Origin of the sequence: Streptomyces sp. TG1A-8 (genome assembly GCF_030499535.1) — a bacterium.
Lineage (GTDB): Bacteria > Actinomycetota > Actinomycetes > Streptomycetales > Streptomycetaceae > Streptomyces.
Genome location: NZ_JASTLB010000004.1, coordinates 369,974 through 384,074 on the forward strand (window position 1 = coordinate 369,974; position 14,101 = coordinate 384,074).

Annotated in this window: 13 protein-coding genes and 3 pseudogenes; 6 read left to right on the forward strand and 10 right to left on the reverse strand. The window is 67.5% G+C overall.

Annotated features, from left to right (window positions below; all coding sequences use genetic code 11):
- Positions 1–9: 9 nt before the first annotated feature.
- Positions 10–792 (reverse strand): IS5 family transposase, encoded by a 783-nt coding sequence (locus QQY24_RS33860; RefSeq protein WP_301976751.1) that lies wholly within the window; start codon positions 790–792, stop codon positions 10–12.
- A gap of 92 nt (positions 793–884) precedes the next feature.
- Here QQY24_RS33860 and QQY24_RS33865 point away from each other — a divergent pair, with 92 nt between their 5' ends.
- Positions 885–1,868 carry an IS630 family transposase gene (locus tag QQY24_RS33865; RefSeq protein WP_367658072.1) on the forward strand — a complete coding sequence of 328 codons (984 nt, stop codon included), beginning with the start codon at positions 885–887 and terminating at the stop codon, positions 1,866–1,868.
- 266 nt (positions 1,869–2,134) lie between these two features.
- On the opposite strand, the pseudogene QQY24_RS33870 reads toward QQY24_RS33865, so the two are convergent.
- The 3 genes and pseudogenes from QQY24_RS33870 to QQY24_RS33880 all read right to left on the reverse strand — a co-directional run.
- Positions 2,135–3,261 (reverse strand): annotated as a pseudogene (locus tag QQY24_RS33870) (ISAzo13 family transposase); the annotation flags it as partial.
- A 294-nt stretch (positions 3,262–3,555) separates the two neighbouring features.
- Positions 3,556–4,388, reverse strand: a protein-coding gene (locus QQY24_RS33875; protein WP_301970705.1) for an IS5 family transposase whose coding sequence is annotated in 2 segments (ribosomal slippage) — positions 3,556–4,041 and positions 4,044–4,388 — 831 coding nt in all. Because the reading frame shifts where the segments join, the coding sequence is not laid out codon by codon here.
- A gap of 143 nt (positions 4,389–4,531) precedes the next feature.
- Complete coding sequence (locus QQY24_RS33880) at positions 4,532–5,788, reverse strand: IS701 family transposase (protein WP_301970644.1); 1,257 nt, start codon at positions 5,786–5,788, stop codon at positions 4,532–4,534.
- 211 nt (positions 5,789–5,999) lie between these two features.
- Between QQY24_RS33880 and QQY24_RS33885 the strand changes: the two genes are divergently transcribed.
- Positions 6,000–7,271 (forward strand): IS701 family transposase, encoded by a 1,272-nt coding sequence (locus tag QQY24_RS33885; RefSeq protein ID WP_301976875.1) that lies wholly within the window; start codon positions 6,000–6,002, stop codon positions 7,269–7,271.
- A 568-nt stretch (positions 7,272–7,839) separates the two neighbouring features.
- Positions 7,840–8,025 (forward strand): hypothetical protein, encoded by a 186-nt coding sequence (locus QQY24_RS33890; protein WP_301976753.1) that lies wholly within the window; start codon positions 7,840–7,842, stop codon positions 8,023–8,025.
- Positions 8,026–8,046: 21 nt separating this feature from the next.
- Here QQY24_RS33890 and QQY24_RS33895 read toward each other — a convergent pair whose 3' ends face one another.
- The 6 genes and pseudogenes from QQY24_RS33895 to QQY24_RS33920 all read right to left on the reverse strand — a co-directional run bounded on the left by QQY24_RS33895 (position 8,047) and on the right by QQY24_RS33920 (position 11,924).
- On the reverse strand, positions 8,047–8,949 hold the full coding sequence (locus QQY24_RS33895) for a DMT family transporter (protein ID WP_301976755.1): 903 nt from the start codon (positions 8,947–8,949) through the stop codon (positions 8,047–8,049).
- 255 nt (positions 8,950–9,204) lie between these two features.
- Positions 9,205–10,278, reverse strand: a pseudogene (locus QQY24_RS33900) (IS110 family transposase); the annotation flags it as partial.
- 43 nt (positions 10,279–10,321) lie between these two features.
- The gene (locus QQY24_RS33905; protein ID WP_301976876.1) at positions 10,322–10,567 is read right to left on the reverse strand and encodes an integrase core domain-containing protein; all 246 of its coding nucleotides are present in this window, start codon (positions 10,565–10,567) and stop codon (positions 10,322–10,324) included.
- 33 nt (positions 10,568–10,600) lie between these two features.
- A pseudogene (locus tag QQY24_RS33910) lies at positions 10,601–11,095 on the reverse strand (IS3 family transposase); the annotation flags it as partial.
- Between the two features lie 114 nt (positions 11,096–11,209).
- The gene (locus QQY24_RS33915; protein WP_301976756.1) at positions 11,210–11,533 is read right to left on the reverse strand and encodes a transposase; all 324 of its coding nucleotides are present in this window, start codon (positions 11,531–11,533) and stop codon (positions 11,210–11,212) included.
- A gap of 100 nt (positions 11,534–11,633) precedes the next feature.
- Positions 11,634–11,924: a type II toxin-antitoxin system Phd/YefM family antitoxin gene (locus tag QQY24_RS33920; RefSeq protein WP_301976757.1), complete on the reverse strand. Its 291-nt coding sequence runs from the start codon at positions 11,922–11,924 to the stop codon at positions 11,634–11,636.
- Between the two features lie 115 nt (positions 11,925–12,039).
- Here QQY24_RS33920 and QQY24_RS33925 point away from each other — a divergent pair, with 115 nt between their 5' ends.
- From QQY24_RS33925 to QQY24_RS33935, 3 genes are all read left to right on the forward strand, one after another.
- Positions 12,040–12,882: a thioesterase domain-containing protein gene (locus tag QQY24_RS33925; protein ID WP_301976758.1), complete on the forward strand. Its 843-nt coding sequence runs from the start codon at positions 12,040–12,042 to the stop codon at positions 12,880–12,882.
- A 76-nt stretch (positions 12,883–12,958) separates the two neighbouring features.
- The gene (locus tag QQY24_RS33930; RefSeq protein WP_301976759.1) at positions 12,959–13,615 is read left to right on the forward strand and encodes an ATP-dependent Clp protease proteolytic subunit; all 657 of its coding nucleotides are present in this window, start codon (positions 12,959–12,961) and stop codon (positions 13,613–13,615) included.
- A gap of 107 nt (positions 13,616–13,722) precedes the next feature.
- Positions 13,723–13,980, forward strand: coding sequence for a hypothetical protein (locus tag QQY24_RS33935; protein WP_367658073.1), 258 nt, complete (start codon positions 13,723–13,725; stop codon positions 13,978–13,980).
- The last annotated feature ends 121 nt before the right edge of the window (positions 13,981–14,101 follow it).

Consider the following 14,101-nt stretch of genomic DNA (forward strand, 5'->3'; position numbering starts at 1 on the left):
GGGCGCTGGTCACAGCCACTCGTTGATGGCAGCAACGAGGACGGTCGCCTCGTAGCGGACCGCTAGTTTGTCGTATCGCGTGGCGACAGCGCGGTGTCTCTTGAGGCGGTTGATCCCACACTCGACCGCATGGCGCTCACGGTAATCGACCGGGTCGAAATGTGGCGGCCGGCCACCGCGGGAGCCGAGCTTCTGACGGTTGCGCGCCTGGTCGATCTTGTCCGGGATGGTGCAGCGGATCCCCCGGCGACGCAGGTAAGCGCGATTCTTGCGGGAGGCGTACGCCTTGTCAGCACGTACCCGATCGGGACGGACGCGCGGCCGGCCCGCCCCTATGCGAGGCACCCGGACCTTCCTCAGCACGGGTTCGAACTGCGGCGAGTCGCCGCGCTGCCCGGCCGTCACAACGATCGACATAGGCTTCTGGCCCTGTTCGACGGCCAGGTGCAGCTTGGTGGTGAACCCACCACGCGAGCGTCCCAGTCCATGATCAAGGGGCTCGGTGAAGACACCGCCCGGCGGTTCCTTCTGCAGGTCACCCTGCTTCCGGGCTCCAGCCGCATGCTGATGGGCGCGGCACACCGTGGAATCCACGCTCAGATCCCACGTGATCGCACCCTTCGCATCGGCCAGGGATTGAAGCCGGCTGAAAACCTTGTGCCAGGTGCCGTTCCGCTGCCATCGGCGGAACAGGTCGTAGACCCGGCCCCATGGCCCATACTCGACGGGCACGTCCCGCCACGGCACACCGGTTCGAACCCGGAACCGTATGCCGTTGATCAACTGCCGCACACGGCCTAGTGCTGTGACCGCATAGGTTCGCCGGGTCGGTGGTCGTGGCGGTTGGATGTGAAGTGACGTCCGATCCGACCACTGGAGGCGCGGTGGCCGAGCCTGTCCGTGTGCGCAGACTGACCGACCAGGAAGGGCAGAAGCTGCAGCAGATCGTTCGCCGGGGCAGCACCAACTCGGTGCGCTATCGCCGGGCGATGATGCTGCTGGCCTCGGCCGACGGGAACCGCGTGCCGGTGATCGCCCAGCTAGTGCAGGCCGACGATGACACCGTCCGAGATGTGATCCACCGGTTCAACGAGATCGGCCTGGCCTGTCTGGACCCTCGGTGGGCGGGAGGCCGTCCCCGCCTGCTCAGCCCTGACGACGAGGACTTCGTCATCCAGACGGCCACCACCCGCCCCACCAAACTCGGCCAGCCCTTCACCCGCTGGTCGCTGCGCAAGCTCGTTGCCTACCTGCGGAAAGTTCACGGCCGGGTGATTCGCATCGGCCGTGAGGCATTACGTGGGTTGCTCGCCCGGCGCGGTGTCACCTTCCAGCGCACCAAGACCTGGAAGGAATCCCCCGACCCCGAGCGCGAGGCGAAGCTGGACCGGATCGAGGAAGTCCTTGACCGCTTCCCGGACCGGGTCTTCGCCTTCGACGAGTTCGGCCCCCTCGGGATCCGACCCACCGGCGGCAGCTGCTGGGCCACGCAGACAAGACCCGACCGGGTGCCGGCCACCTACCACCGCACCCACGGAGTGCGGTACTTCCACGGCTGCTACTCGGTCGGCGACGACACCCTGTGGGGCGTCAACCGCCGCAGAAAGGGCGCCGCCAACACGCTGGCCGCACTGAAGTCGATCCGCGCCGCCCGACCCGACGGCGCACCCATCTACGTGATCCTGGACAACCTGTCCGCCCACAAAGGCGCCGACATCCGCCGCTGGGCCAGGAAACACAAGGTCGAACTGTGCTTCACCCCGACCTACACCTCCTGGGCCAACCCGTCGGTGAATTGGGGCATGTCGGTCAGTCCTCGCCGAGGCTCGGGAGCAGGTAGACCCAGTGCAGCAGGGGGACAAGGGTGAGGCAGTAGACCTGGCAGGAGAGTGCGGGGGCGGGTTTTCCCTACTGCCGCCACCGAGGTGCCGCCGTGATGGCCCTCGCAGTGGCCCAACTGTGAGGGCCCGGGTGGTCGACCTGGCTCGAAGTCGTCAGCGAAGGATCACCGGGGGGCTTGTTCCTGAATAACTGTCAGGGTTGATCTTCCGGATGGTCCTCGTCAGGCAAGCGAACTCGAAGCTGTTCGAGGGTCCGGGCGGGCGACCCAGGCAGCGGTGTAACGGCGATGCGATGCAGGTCCGGGATCCGGTGCCCGTCTTGGAACTGGTTGGAGAGGTTGGTGCGGGTAACGCCCAGCAGCTGGGCCAGGAGGGTGCTGGTGATCGCCCTGCGTCGGCGTCAGAGCGCTGCCAGGAGGCGGTGGTAGTGGTCCAGGCTGCTGGTCTGCGGGTGGAGGTAACTGCGCGGACGGTGGAAGCGTCGCTGGAAGGCCGCTTCGGCCAGGGCGTCCCAGTACGGCTCGGAGACTGCCACCAAGCGTTCGAAGTCGGACCGCGGCATGCCGGTCAGGGCCGGATTGCTGAGCATCGTGGTCAGGTCGGGGTCGATCCGCCGGGCGGTCGCCGGCGTCTGGGGCGTTCGGGGCGGGACTGGCGCCAGGGTGTAGTTCCAGTCGCCGTGGAACGCGTCGGGCGTGATCGGCAGGGCCTGGAACTCGGCGGCGGTCACCGTAGTGCCCAGGCGGTAGCTGCCGGTGTTCAGCTCGGCGTCGATGGTCAGCCCGGTGCGTGTGGTCGTCGCGGCAATGGTTTCGATGACGACCTGGTAGCTGGTCAGTGGTCGACCGCGCCAGTTCGCGGTGATGTGGCAGAACATTCGGTGTTCGATTTTGTTCCATTTCGACGTGCCCGGCGGAAAGTGGCAGACCGTGATCTCCAAGCCGCTCTCCAGGGCCAAGGCAGCCAGGTGTTTCTTCCAGGTCCAGCGGCGGGGATCGTTCGAGCCGCCGGCGTCGGCGGTGATCAGCAACCGGGTTGCGTCCGGGTGGTGCACCTGTCCGCGGCGCTGCCACCAGCGGCGTATGGACTCCACCGCGAACTCGGCGGTGTCGTGGTCGGTCCCGACGTTGACCCAGCCGGTGTTGGTGGCGATGTCGTAGATCCCATACGGTATGGCGACGGGCTGGTCGCTGGTGGTGAAGGTGTGGCAGTCGACTTTGATTGGGTCCTTGCCCGGCCGCCAGGTGCGACCGGGCCGGTCTCGGTTGCCGAGCCATTCCTTGGCCTTGGTGTCGACGCTGATCACCGGCTGTCCGTCGTCGAGGAAGGCGGTGGCCGTAGCGTTCAGGTGGGCGAACTGGGCGTCGCGGTCCGGATGGCTGGCGCCCTCGGTGGTCTTGACGGTGCCCTGCAGGCTATAGTGCTGTGACCGGATTGGTTCACCGGGTTGGCGGTACTGTCCGCGCATGAATCAGCTCCCCTGCACTTTGGAAGCTCTCGTTGTGCGCACCGACTTCTCAGCAGACGGTGCGTGGGACGCTCTGCGGGCGTCGCTGTTCTCGCCCAGCAAGGACGGTTTCTTGGCCCCAGCAAGGACGGTTTCTTGGCCAATGTCGCAGTCGTCGATGACCGGAGGTACGAGGGTTTGACATCCGACCAGGCCCTCGACCTGATCCCCGCGGAGTACCAGCATCCGCTTCTTGTCTTAGAACTCCTATCGCAATGACGTCAGGCGCCTCCAGCAGATGAGCGCGCATCCGAGGGTGAGGAAGGCTTCGTGGATGTCGTCGCGGATCTCCCAGCGGATCCGCAGACGGCGGAACCAGTGCAGGTGGGCGAATGCGCGTTCCACGACCCAGCGTTGGGTGCCGAGTCCGGAGCCGTGTTCGGTGCCGCGTCGGGCGATCAGTGGCTTCACGCCCAGGTCCCGGACGAGCCGGCGGTACTTGTCGTGGTCGTAGCCGCGGTCGCCCAGCACCACGTCCGGGCGGCGTCGGGGCCGGCCTCGCTTGCCCCGCACCGGCGGTATCGCCTCCAGCAGAGGGATCAGCTGGGTGACGTCGTTGCGGTTGCCGCCGGTCAGCGTGGCGGCGAGCGGGATGCCGGTGGCGTCGGTGATCAGGTGGTGCTTGCTGCCGGTTCTGCCCCGGTCAACAGGGCTTCGTCCGGTCTTGGGACCCCCTTTAGCGCGCGGATGTGGGAGCCGTCGACGGCCGCTCGGGAGAAGTCCAGGGCGTTCGCGCTGCGGAGCTTGGCAAGGAGGACCTCGTGCAGTCGGGGCCACACGCCGGCCCCGGTCCACTCGGCCAGGCGTCGCCAGCAGGTCATGCCCGAGCCGAAGCCGAGTTCCTGCGGCAGGTGTTCCCAGGAGATCCCGGTGTGCAGGACGAACAGGATGCCCTGGAACACCAGCCGGTCCGGATGCCGCTTGCGCCCTGGGTGCCGGGCCCGACGCTCGACCTTGGGCAGCAGCGGTTCGATCACCGCCCACAGCTCGTCGTCGACTTCCCACGGCTTCGGCCGTGCCACTTCGCACCCCCAGATCATCGCTGCCGTAATGATCCAACCACCTCGAAGATCATTTCGTTAGGAGTTCTTATACTCCAGCAGCGGTTCGTGGCCTGAGGTGCGTTTTCGGTAGTGGCAGCGGCGGGCGATGGCCTGGCGGTGTCTTCTCCAGGCGGACCAGTTCAGTGCGTGGGTGATGGGATCGCGGTCGGCTCGTGGGTGGGGCAGGAGAGTGTCCAGGAGCCGCCGGATCTCTGCCACGGTGAGCGGGACGGTGGCTGATCCGTTTCTGCAGCCCCCTTTGCCTCCCCGCCGGCCTGGGCTTGTGCTGCGAGTGCGGCCAAGACGGCGTGGGCGAGCATGGCCAGGGTGATGTGCCGATACCAGCCGACATAGCGGCGGACTTCGTACTCGTCCAGGCCGCACTCGTTCTTCGCGGCCTGGAAGCACTCCTCGATCGCCCAGCGGGAGCCGGCGATGCGGACCAGCTCGGCGATCTCGACACCCACGGGTGCGTAGGCCAGGTAGTAGGCCACATCTTCGGGGTCGGACAGGCTGCGGCGGGCCATCACCCACCGGTGATGGGTCGGCGGATCCGGATCGAAGATGATGTTGGCGGGCAACTTGGCCCCGGCCCAGTCGTAGATCCGCGGGCCCTTCGCCCCATCGCCGCAGGACAGCCGCTGCCAGGCATCATCGGGTGCTTCATCGATGAGATGGTCGATGCGCCAGATGCCGGCCAGGGACTTGATCTGCTGGGACTTGGGCACCGCCACCACGTAGCCGACGCCCGTCTGCTCGAGCAGGCGGCGGAAGTGCCAGTCCTGCCCGTAGGCCTCATCCGCGGTCACCCACGACGCCGGCAGGCCGGCGGCCAGGCAGCGGCGGACGATGTCCCGGGCCAGTTCCCCCTTGGTCGCAAAGCCTCGCCCGTCGGGGATCTTGGCCGCCCGGCAGCGGTCACGGTCGGACGTCCAGGCTTTGGGCAGGTAGAGCTCCCGGTCCACCAAGGCCCGGCCTGAGCTGGTGGCGTAGGCGGCGAACACGCCGATCTGACAGTTGTCGATCTTTCCTGAGGTGCCGGTGTACTGCCGACTGACCCCGGCTGAGGTGGTGCCCTTCTTGATGAATCCCGTGTCGTCGATGATCAGCACACCGCCCGGTCCGAGCCGTTCGGCGACGTAGGCACGGACGTCGTCACGCAGGGCGTCCGCGTCCCAGACACTGCTGTTCAGCAGCCGCTGAAAGCCGTCCGGAGTGCGGTGACCTGCCCATTCCGCAAGCTGCCAGCCGTTCTTGCGTGTCGCCCGCCCCAGCAGACCACGGACGTAGTCCCGCATCCGCCACCGCAGATCCGCCCGAGTGAACCTGCCCGCCACCCGAGCGAACACCAACTCCAACTCGCCGGCCCAGCAAGCGGCTTCACTCATCCCCTCCATACCAGGACAACGACAACCACCAGCTCAGGACACGAACCGCTGCTGGAGTACTAATACTCCAGTCTGGTTTCGCGATCTTGTCGCGGACCCGGCTGGGAACGGGTACGGCCACCGCGTGATCATCGGGGTTGTGTGGACTCCTGAAGATCGTGCGGTGGCCGCGGGCCATAGCGTAGACCCTGCCCGCTGGTGGGCGATGTTCGACCAGGTCATGGCCCGGATCGCGGGCCGCTTCGGACGAGTTGAGCCGCGGGCCGCGGCCCGTGCCTACCTGCTCGGGCTGCTGTCGAACGTCGAGCGCAAGAACTGCTGGCAGCTGGCCGAACAGGCCGGCCACAGCCGACCCGGGCCGATGCAGCGCCTGCTGCGCTACGCCCGCTGGGACGCCGATGCGGTCCGCGACGACCTGCGCGCGTACACCGCCGAACACCTTGGCGCCGACGGCGCCGTTCTCGTCGTCGACGAGACCGGCTTTCTGAAGAAGGGCCGGGCCTCGGCCGGTGTGCAGCGGCAGTACACCGGCACCGCGGGACGCATTGAAAACTCCCAGGTCGGCGTGTTCCTCGCCCTGGCCACCCGCCGTGGACGGGCCCTGATCGACCGTCGGCTCTACCTGCCCGAGCAGTCCTGGTGCTCCGATCCCGAACGCCGTCACGCGGCCGGGATCCCCAAGGACACCCAGTTCACGACCAAGCCCCGCCTGGCCGGGGAGATGATCGCCGCCGCGCTGGACGCCGGGATCACCGCGTCCTGGGTGACCGGCGACGAAGCCTACGGCCAGGACCCCCAGCTCCGCGCCGCCCTTGAGGCGCGCGGCACCGGCTACGTGCTGGCCGTCGCTTGCTCGATGCGGGTGAGAATCAACCACGGCCGCACCGCCGTCCGCGCGGACACCGTCGCCGGCCGCCTGCCCGCCACGGCCTGGCAGCGCCACAGCGCCAGAAACGGTGCGAAAAGCCCGCGGTACTACGACTGGGCCTGGATCCACATCGGCACCGACTGCCACCGTCACCTGCTCATCCGACGTAACCGGACTACCGGTGAACTCGCCTTCTCCCTGTGCTGGTCACCCACAAAGGTGGCCCTGTCCGAACTGGTCCGCGTCGCCGGCATCCGCTGGAGCGTCGAGGAGTGCTTCCAGGCCGCCAAGGGTCAGGTCGGACTCGGCCACTACCAGGTGAGGCACTGGACCTCCTGGCACCGGCACATCACGCTCGCCATGCTCGCTCTGGCCTTCCTGACCGCCCTCGCCGCCGGCGCAGCGCCGCCGAAGCGGACCGCCGATCCGCACCAGCTCGCCCGCAGCAGCGACCCCATTGCGTTGACCGTTCCGGAGATCCGCCGCCTCTTCGGCGCCCTCCTCAACCCACTGGCCGTGTCGGCGGCCAGGCTGCTGCACTGGTCCGCCTGGCGCAGACGCCACCAGGCAACAGCCCGACGCAGTCACTACCGACGACGATCCGCCGACGAATCCGCTGGGTAGATCACGAAACCGTACTGGAGTATTAGCACGGCCCGGGCGGCGCCTCCGCGTCCGAGCGGCGCGCCACCGGTTCGGTCCGGGCCCGCGCTCCGTTCATCGCGACCGTGCGCCAGACCGTCCTCACCGAGCGGGGGGACGTCCTGCACAAACAGACCCGGCATGCCCAACTCCGCGACCCTGACGAGCCGTTCAAGACCACCGGGTGCCTGGTCCTGAGCGACCACACCACGACGGCCCTCGCCCAGCTGCGCGAGATTCTGGCCGGCGTCGACGTCCCCGGCCACTCCATGCGATTGGGGGTCTGCTGGGCAGGGCCAGGCGGCCGCCACGAGAAGGCCCAGTGGTACTGCATCGATGTCATGTGGATCGGGGAGCATTCCGCCGGCCCCGGACGAACCCTGGCTGCGGGTGGCCGCCCACGAGATACTGCAAGCCGGGATGGCCCTGGCCGACATCATCGCGGTCCGGCGCGCTGACCCGACCACCCCTCTGTCCCCGCTGCCCGCGTAGTACCGACCCCCAAGGGACCTTGATGCCCACACCGGCTACAGACCCTCGCCGCGCCCCCATGATCACCGTGCTCGTCCCGCTGCTCCAGGCCAGTTGCCCACCGCAAGGAGGCGGCTACGGCGGCAGCGTCGAGCTGCGCATGCCCGATCAAGAGGCGGAGGACCTCGGCGGCGCCAGCCTCCTCCGCTCAGCGCTCCGCGCGGCGGCACGCCAGCTCGGCTGGGAGGTGGAGACCTACGCCTAGACATCTCAGGGGGTGAAGAAGTCAAGCTGCGGAGTCCTGACGGATCGTGGTGGAGAACAGGATGAAGAGCACTCCGAGGATCTGTGCGCCGGTCAGATGCTCGTGATTGACGAGTGCGGCGAGGAGGGTGGCAGTGAGCGGTTCGAGGAAGAGAGCGATGATTGCCCCCCTGGAGCCCGCGTAGCGCAGGCCAGTGAAGTAGCTGCTGTAGGCGACAGCCGTGGGGACCAGGCCGAGGAAGAGCACGGCACCGATTACTGCGGGACGGGCCGGGATGGCCATCCCGACCGTCAGTGTGATAGGCAGCAGCAGGAGACCTCCAGCCAGGAAGCCCAGCCCGATGGTGGTGATGTGGTCCAGGCCGGGAAGTGTTTCACGGCGGTCCATCGACAGCGCGGCGAAGCCTGCTGCAGCCAGTAGCGCCAGGCCGGTGCCGGCCATCCGGTGAGCGCCTGCGGTCGGCGAGCCGATCAGCAGTACCAGACCCGCGAGCGCGATGACCAAGGAGACGATGGCGCGGCGGGTTGGTGGGCGCCGGTCGAGGAATGCCGTCCCAGCAGTGATCAGGATGGAGACTGCGACCATCGTGGTCAGGGTGGCCAGGCCGACCGAGGTAGCAGCTACCGCTGCGAAGTAGGCAGCCTGGTAGCAGGCCAACAGGAGACCGGCAGCGGCGATGCGGAACAGGCCCCGCGAGTCCCGCGGTACCCCGACGAGTCGTCCACTCACCAGGGCATATCCGGTGATGAGGGTGCCTCCGATCAGCAGGCGATATGCGGCCACAGCGACAGGGGCCAAGCCGGTGTACGAGGCGAGGATCGAACCGGCGAGACCGCCGGTTCCCCACAGCACTCCAGCCAGAACGAGCAGGGTGGTGCCGTTCCGCAGCATCGGTGCAGCGGAAAGAGACGAGCGTGCAGGCATGAAAGAGGACTCCAGCTTCGACGCGAAGAAAGGAAAAGGCGTCAAAGCAGGGCATCAGCGGATCGACGGCTGATCAGGCAGCACCGAAGGGGGCCACGGCCGTTCGTCCGGCCGGGCCCAGCAGACGCCCCGCTCAGAAGCGGGGCGGTGAGCAGATGATCCGATGCTGATGCACGGCGCTCACCCTAGGTTGGGCAGGCATCGGCTGCAGTAGGAATCCAAGCCATGGTCATTTCTGACGCAATGTGCGGAGCCTCAGGTGGAAGCGTCTGTGGTCACAGGGGTGAAGGCACGCTGCTCATCGAAGGGCACGTTGTTGCGCAGGCAGTGGTGGAGCTGTCCGAGGAAGCGGTTGAGCAGGTGACGCTGGGCGGCGTTGTGCCAGTCTCCGTGCTCGCGTCGGCGCCGGTAGTGGGTGTTGGCCCCGGGGGATGCCTGGAGGGCTGAGAAGGCCCAAAGGAAGCCGGCGTGCATGAGCCGGTTGTTCTTGACGAAGCGCCGGCCGACGAAGTGCTTCTTGCCGGAGGCCCGGGTGATCGGAGCCGAGCCGGCGTACGACTTCAGGGCTCTGGCGTCGGCGAACCGTGTCCGGTGGTCGCCGATCTCGGCGAGCAGCCGGGCTCCGAGCAGGGGGCCGAGGCTGGGGAAGCTGAGCAGGATCTCGCTGTCGGCGTGCTCCTTGAACGCGGCTTCGGCGGCCGTGGTGAGGTCGTCCGCGGCCTGGCAGGCGGCATCCAGCTGCTTGAGCAGAGCCAGCAGCTGCTGGCCGAACGCGTCCTCGACGGCCGGGCGATGCCGGGCGTACTCGGAGCGGAAGATCTCCCGCAGGCGCGCGGTCTCGGTGTCGAAGCCACGGGTGCGGCCGCTGCGCTTGAGAGCGGCGCGCAGCTGGGCAAGGGTGAGTTTCGCGGCCTTCGCCGGGGTCGGGGCGAGGGCAAGGACCACCCGGGCGTCTGCCCCGGTCAGGCCGCCCTCCTTGCCCTGGAAGGCGTGCAGGGCGGCGGGGTAGTACTCGCGCAGCAGCGAGCGGACCTGGTTGGCGACCTGCTGGCGGCTCCACACGGCGTCCTGCTGGGCTCGGGCCAGCACGGTGATGGCCTGGGTGAGTTCGCTGTCGGCGGGCAGCGGCCGGTGGGCGTGCATGTCGGTGCGCAGGATGTTCGCCAGGACCAGGGCGTCGCCGGGGTCGGACTTCTTACGGCTGACGCCGTGCCGGTCGCGGTAGCGGGAGGCGGCGAGCGGGTTGATCGCGAATACCTTGCGATCACCGGTGCGCAGGGAAGCCACGAGCAGGCCGCGGCTGGTTTCGATGGCCACGGGTATGGGGGTCTTCGGGCTGTTGAGGCGTCCCCCGGAGTGTGGACACGGGGGTTCATGCCGCGAGCGTGAGTCTATGCTCTGCCCGGTGCTGCTGTTCGAACTCAACGGGCGAGAGGTAGCCGAGGCTGCTGTGGCGCCTGCGGGCGTTGTAGTAGGTCAGCCACTGGAAGATTTCCAGCCTGGCTTGCCGCACCGTCGCGAGCGCCCCTTGCAGTGCCTCTCTCTTCAGCCCTTGCCAGAAACTCTCGGCGAGGGCGTTGTCGTAACTCGACCCGACACGCTCCATGCTCCGACGGATGCCGAAATGACCGGTGACCTGGGTGAACGCCGCTCAGGTGTACTGCGAGCCCCTGTCTGCGTGGAAGATCACTCCGTCCACGCGGCCGTCGCGGGTCGCCACCGCCATCTTCAGGGCGCCGACGACCAGCTCGGTTCGCATGTGCGTGGCCATCGACCAGCCCAGCAGCCGGCGCGAGCAGATGTCCAGGACACAGGCCAGGTAGAGCCACGTGCCGCCGACCTGCACGTAGGTGATGTCGCCGCACCACTTCTCGTCCAAGCGGCCGGCGGTGAAGTCGCGTCGGACCAGGTCCGGCGCGGGCGGGGCGAGTCGGTCGGGGATCGTGGTGCGCTTGCGCCGGCGCAGGTGTCGGCCCTCGATTCCTTCCCGGCGCATCAGCCGCTCGATCCGCTTGCGGTTGACCGTGTGCCCGAAGCCCCGCAGCTCGGCGTGCACGCGCCGCACTCCGTAGGTGCCGCGGTGCTCGGCGTGGATCTGGCGGATCTCCGCGACCAGGGCGTCGTCGTCCGCGGCGCTCGGCGCGGGCGGCCGCGCCGGCCGTCCACCGGTAGTAGCCCGAGCGCGAGACCCCGAGGACCCGGCACATCCGCTGCACGCCGAAGTCGGCGCAGTTGGCGGAGATGAAGTCCCAGCGGCCGGTCATGCCTTCATCTTCCGGGCGAAATACTGGGCCGCCCGCCGCAGGATCTCCCGCTCCAACTGCCACTCGGCCTCAGCCTTGCGCAGCCTGCCGAGCTCGGCCCGAAGTCGGGCCAGCTCCTCGTCCCGCTCCTCGGGCATCGCCTCGCCGCCGCGGACCCGGCCCGCCTGCTCGTCGGCCTGGCGCACCCAGGACCGCAGCGTCTCGCCGGTCACCCCGACATCCGCCGCCACCGCCGCATACGTGCGCCGACCCGCGGCCGCGCGATACAGCGCCACCGCGTCGTTCCTGAACTCCTCCGGATACGGAGACCCACGTCCCACAGGACACCCTTCCTCGGACCACCAAGATCCATTGTCAGAGTATCCACACCCCAGGGGTCACCTCAGACGCGACCTGACACCCGTTCCTGGGCAGTCCCCTTCACTGGGGTGGGTAAGCCTCGTGTGGGCTCCCGTGCTCGGCGACGAGGCCGAACCTGCTCGGCTCGCTGCGGTGGTGAGGCAGCGCGTCCATCACGACGGACACCGTACCAATTGCCTGCTCAGGCTCCGGCGCAGGTGCCTGGATTCGCTCCAGGTCGGCGGCCGATACGAGGGCGACGAGCGGCTTTCCGTGGCGAGTAAGAACGACATGTTCACCTCCGTAAACCACACGGTTGATGAGCTCCGCCAGCTCAGAGCGGGCTTGCGTCACAGGAATCTCATGGGCCATGTGCACATCCTACATTCTGTACGTCCTGTACAGTTAGCTCGAGTGCTCCGTCAGGGGTCACCTGACACCCGTCGAGCAGCTGAGCTCGCGACCGACCGAGAGGAAGTTGTTCGAGGTGCGGCGGAACCTGGTCTGTCTGAGGAAGTCGAGTGGGCGGCACGCGCTGGTTTTCATCCATCCGGCAAGTGGGTCGGCCGCGTCGTTCCGCGCCTTGCAGCCACACCTCGGTTCGGACTGCTCCGTCTACGCTTTCCAGGCACCGGGCATCGACCCCGACCGCCCCCGCTCTATCGAAGGGATCGCAGAGACCTACTTCGCGGAGTTCCTGGCCGCTGACTCCCAATCGACCCCGATCTTCGTCGGGTGGTCCTTCAGCGGACCGGTCGCTGCGGAGATGGCGCGCCTTGGCGAGGAGCAGGGGCGAGCGCCTGCCGGCGTGATCCTCCTGGACAGCGCGACTCATGAGGTTCTGGGAGGCCGGACGACCGATCGCGCGACGGAGATCGGCGGGCTCTTCGGGATAGACCTGTCCGGAACTGATGCCCGTGCGGTCGACGGACTGCTCGATCATGCGGCGGAGTTGATCGCCGCGGCGAGCGACACCCCCGGTCTGACTGGTGCGGACCTGCGCCCCTTCTGGGATGTCTACGCCTGGCACCAAGGGATCTTCGACGACGGCTGGCAGGCCCGTCCGTGTGCCGCGCCGCTGCTGATGGTCCGGGCGCGGGACGAGACCGGGTGGAACGCGGGGCCCGACTGTCTCGGCTGGTCCGCGCTCGTGGGCCGTTCCATACCCGTCGTTTGGGCGCCAGGGACGCATTACACGCTGATGGACGACGGCCGGCTCGCCGAGGTCGCTCGCATCATTGACCGCGCGGTCGATGAGTGGACGGCGTCGCCGCAGGATCCAGCAGATCACTTTTCCCGACGATCGTCCGCCAAGCACTTCTCGTCATAAGGCCATGCGTCGTACCGCAAGGCCCTTCACCACATTGATTACCAGGCCTCTCGTGAGGCCCATCAGGAGGAACAACGTGAATCTCCGCCCGGCTACCCGCTCTGCCGTCCAACTGCCCCATGCCGAGGGGCGTTACGTGGTTCCGCGTTTCGTCGAGCGCACCGCACAGGGAGTCCGTGAATACGACCCCTACGCCAAGCTTTTCGAAGAGCGCATCATTTTCTTGGGCGTACAACTCGATGACGCGTCTGCCAACGACATCATGGCCCAGTTGGTGTGCCTGGAGTCGATGGATCCGGACCGGGACATCTCCATCTACATTAACAGTCCTGGCGGTTCCTTCACCGCATTGACGGCCATTTACGACACCATGCAGTACGTGAAGCCCGACATTCAGACGGTGTGTCTTGGGCAGGCCGCTTCCGGTGCGGCCGTGCTTCTGGCGGCCGGCACTCCCGGAAAACGCATGGCCCTGCCCAGTGCGCGGGTTCTGATTCATCAGCCGTACGCCGAAACGGGTCGCGGCCAGGTTTCCGACCTGGAGATCCAGGCGAACGAGATCCTGCGCATCCGGGCCCAGATGGAGGAGATGCTTGCCAAGCACTCCTCCACGCCGCTGGAGAAGATCCGCGAGGACATTGAACGGGACAAGATCCTCACTGCCGAGCAGGCCCTCGAGTACGGGCTCGTGGACCAGGTCGTCACACCCCGCTCCAGCCATTTGGGCGCCTGAATTCGACAGCCGACGAACGCAAGGCGGGTGGTCAGTCCGTGATGTTCCCAGAAGGTCCCCGGGTCCCGGCCCTCACCGAGGCGGAGAGCCAGGTAGTGGATGCATATGTGGCCGTGCTGAAACGTCTGAGCAGCGTCAACCCCAGCCAGACCACGGGCACGTACACGGCGCTCAGGGCAGCACAGGCGCTTGTCTCCGAGACACGGGCACTGCGTGACGCTCTTTCCCTCATGTTCGAGCGACACGAAAAAGAGATCCATGTACGCACGATGACCAAAGCCCTGGAATGCCTCGAGGGCGACCGCATCTTGCACCGTCTCGGCCCGCCCCGGGACGGCCGCGCACTGCCCGATGCCCCTTCCTGATCCGGTTTTCTGACAGTTCTTCGCGCACGTAGGCACCGATGGCCCCCGACTCGCCATCGGTGCCCGCGCGCTGCCCACAGTCAGACGCCTGCGATCGATTCCATGCATCCGAACCGAGAAA

Excerpts from the sequence above, each read along its gene's own strand:
- QQY24_RS33880 (WP_301970644.1), bottom strand. The coding sequence starts at position 5,788 with ATGGAGGGGATGAGTGAAGCCGCTTGCTGGGCCGGCGAGTTGGAGTTG.
- QQY24_RS33885 (WP_301976875.1), top strand. The coding sequence starts at position 6,000 with ATGGCCCGGATCGCGGGCCGCTTCGGACGAGTTGAGCCGCGGGCCGCG.
- QQY24_RS33890 (WP_301976753.1), top strand. The coding sequence starts at position 7,840 with ATGATCACCGTGCTCGTCCCGCTGCTCCAGGCCAGTTGCCCACCGCAA.
- QQY24_RS33895 (WP_301976755.1), bottom strand. The coding sequence starts at position 8,949 with ATGCCTGCACGCTCGTCTCTTTCCGCTGCACCGATGCTGCGGAACGGC.
- QQY24_RS33920 (WP_301976757.1), bottom strand. The coding sequence starts at position 11,924 with ATGGCCCATGAGATTCCTGTGACGCAAGCCCGCTCTGAGCTGGCGGAG.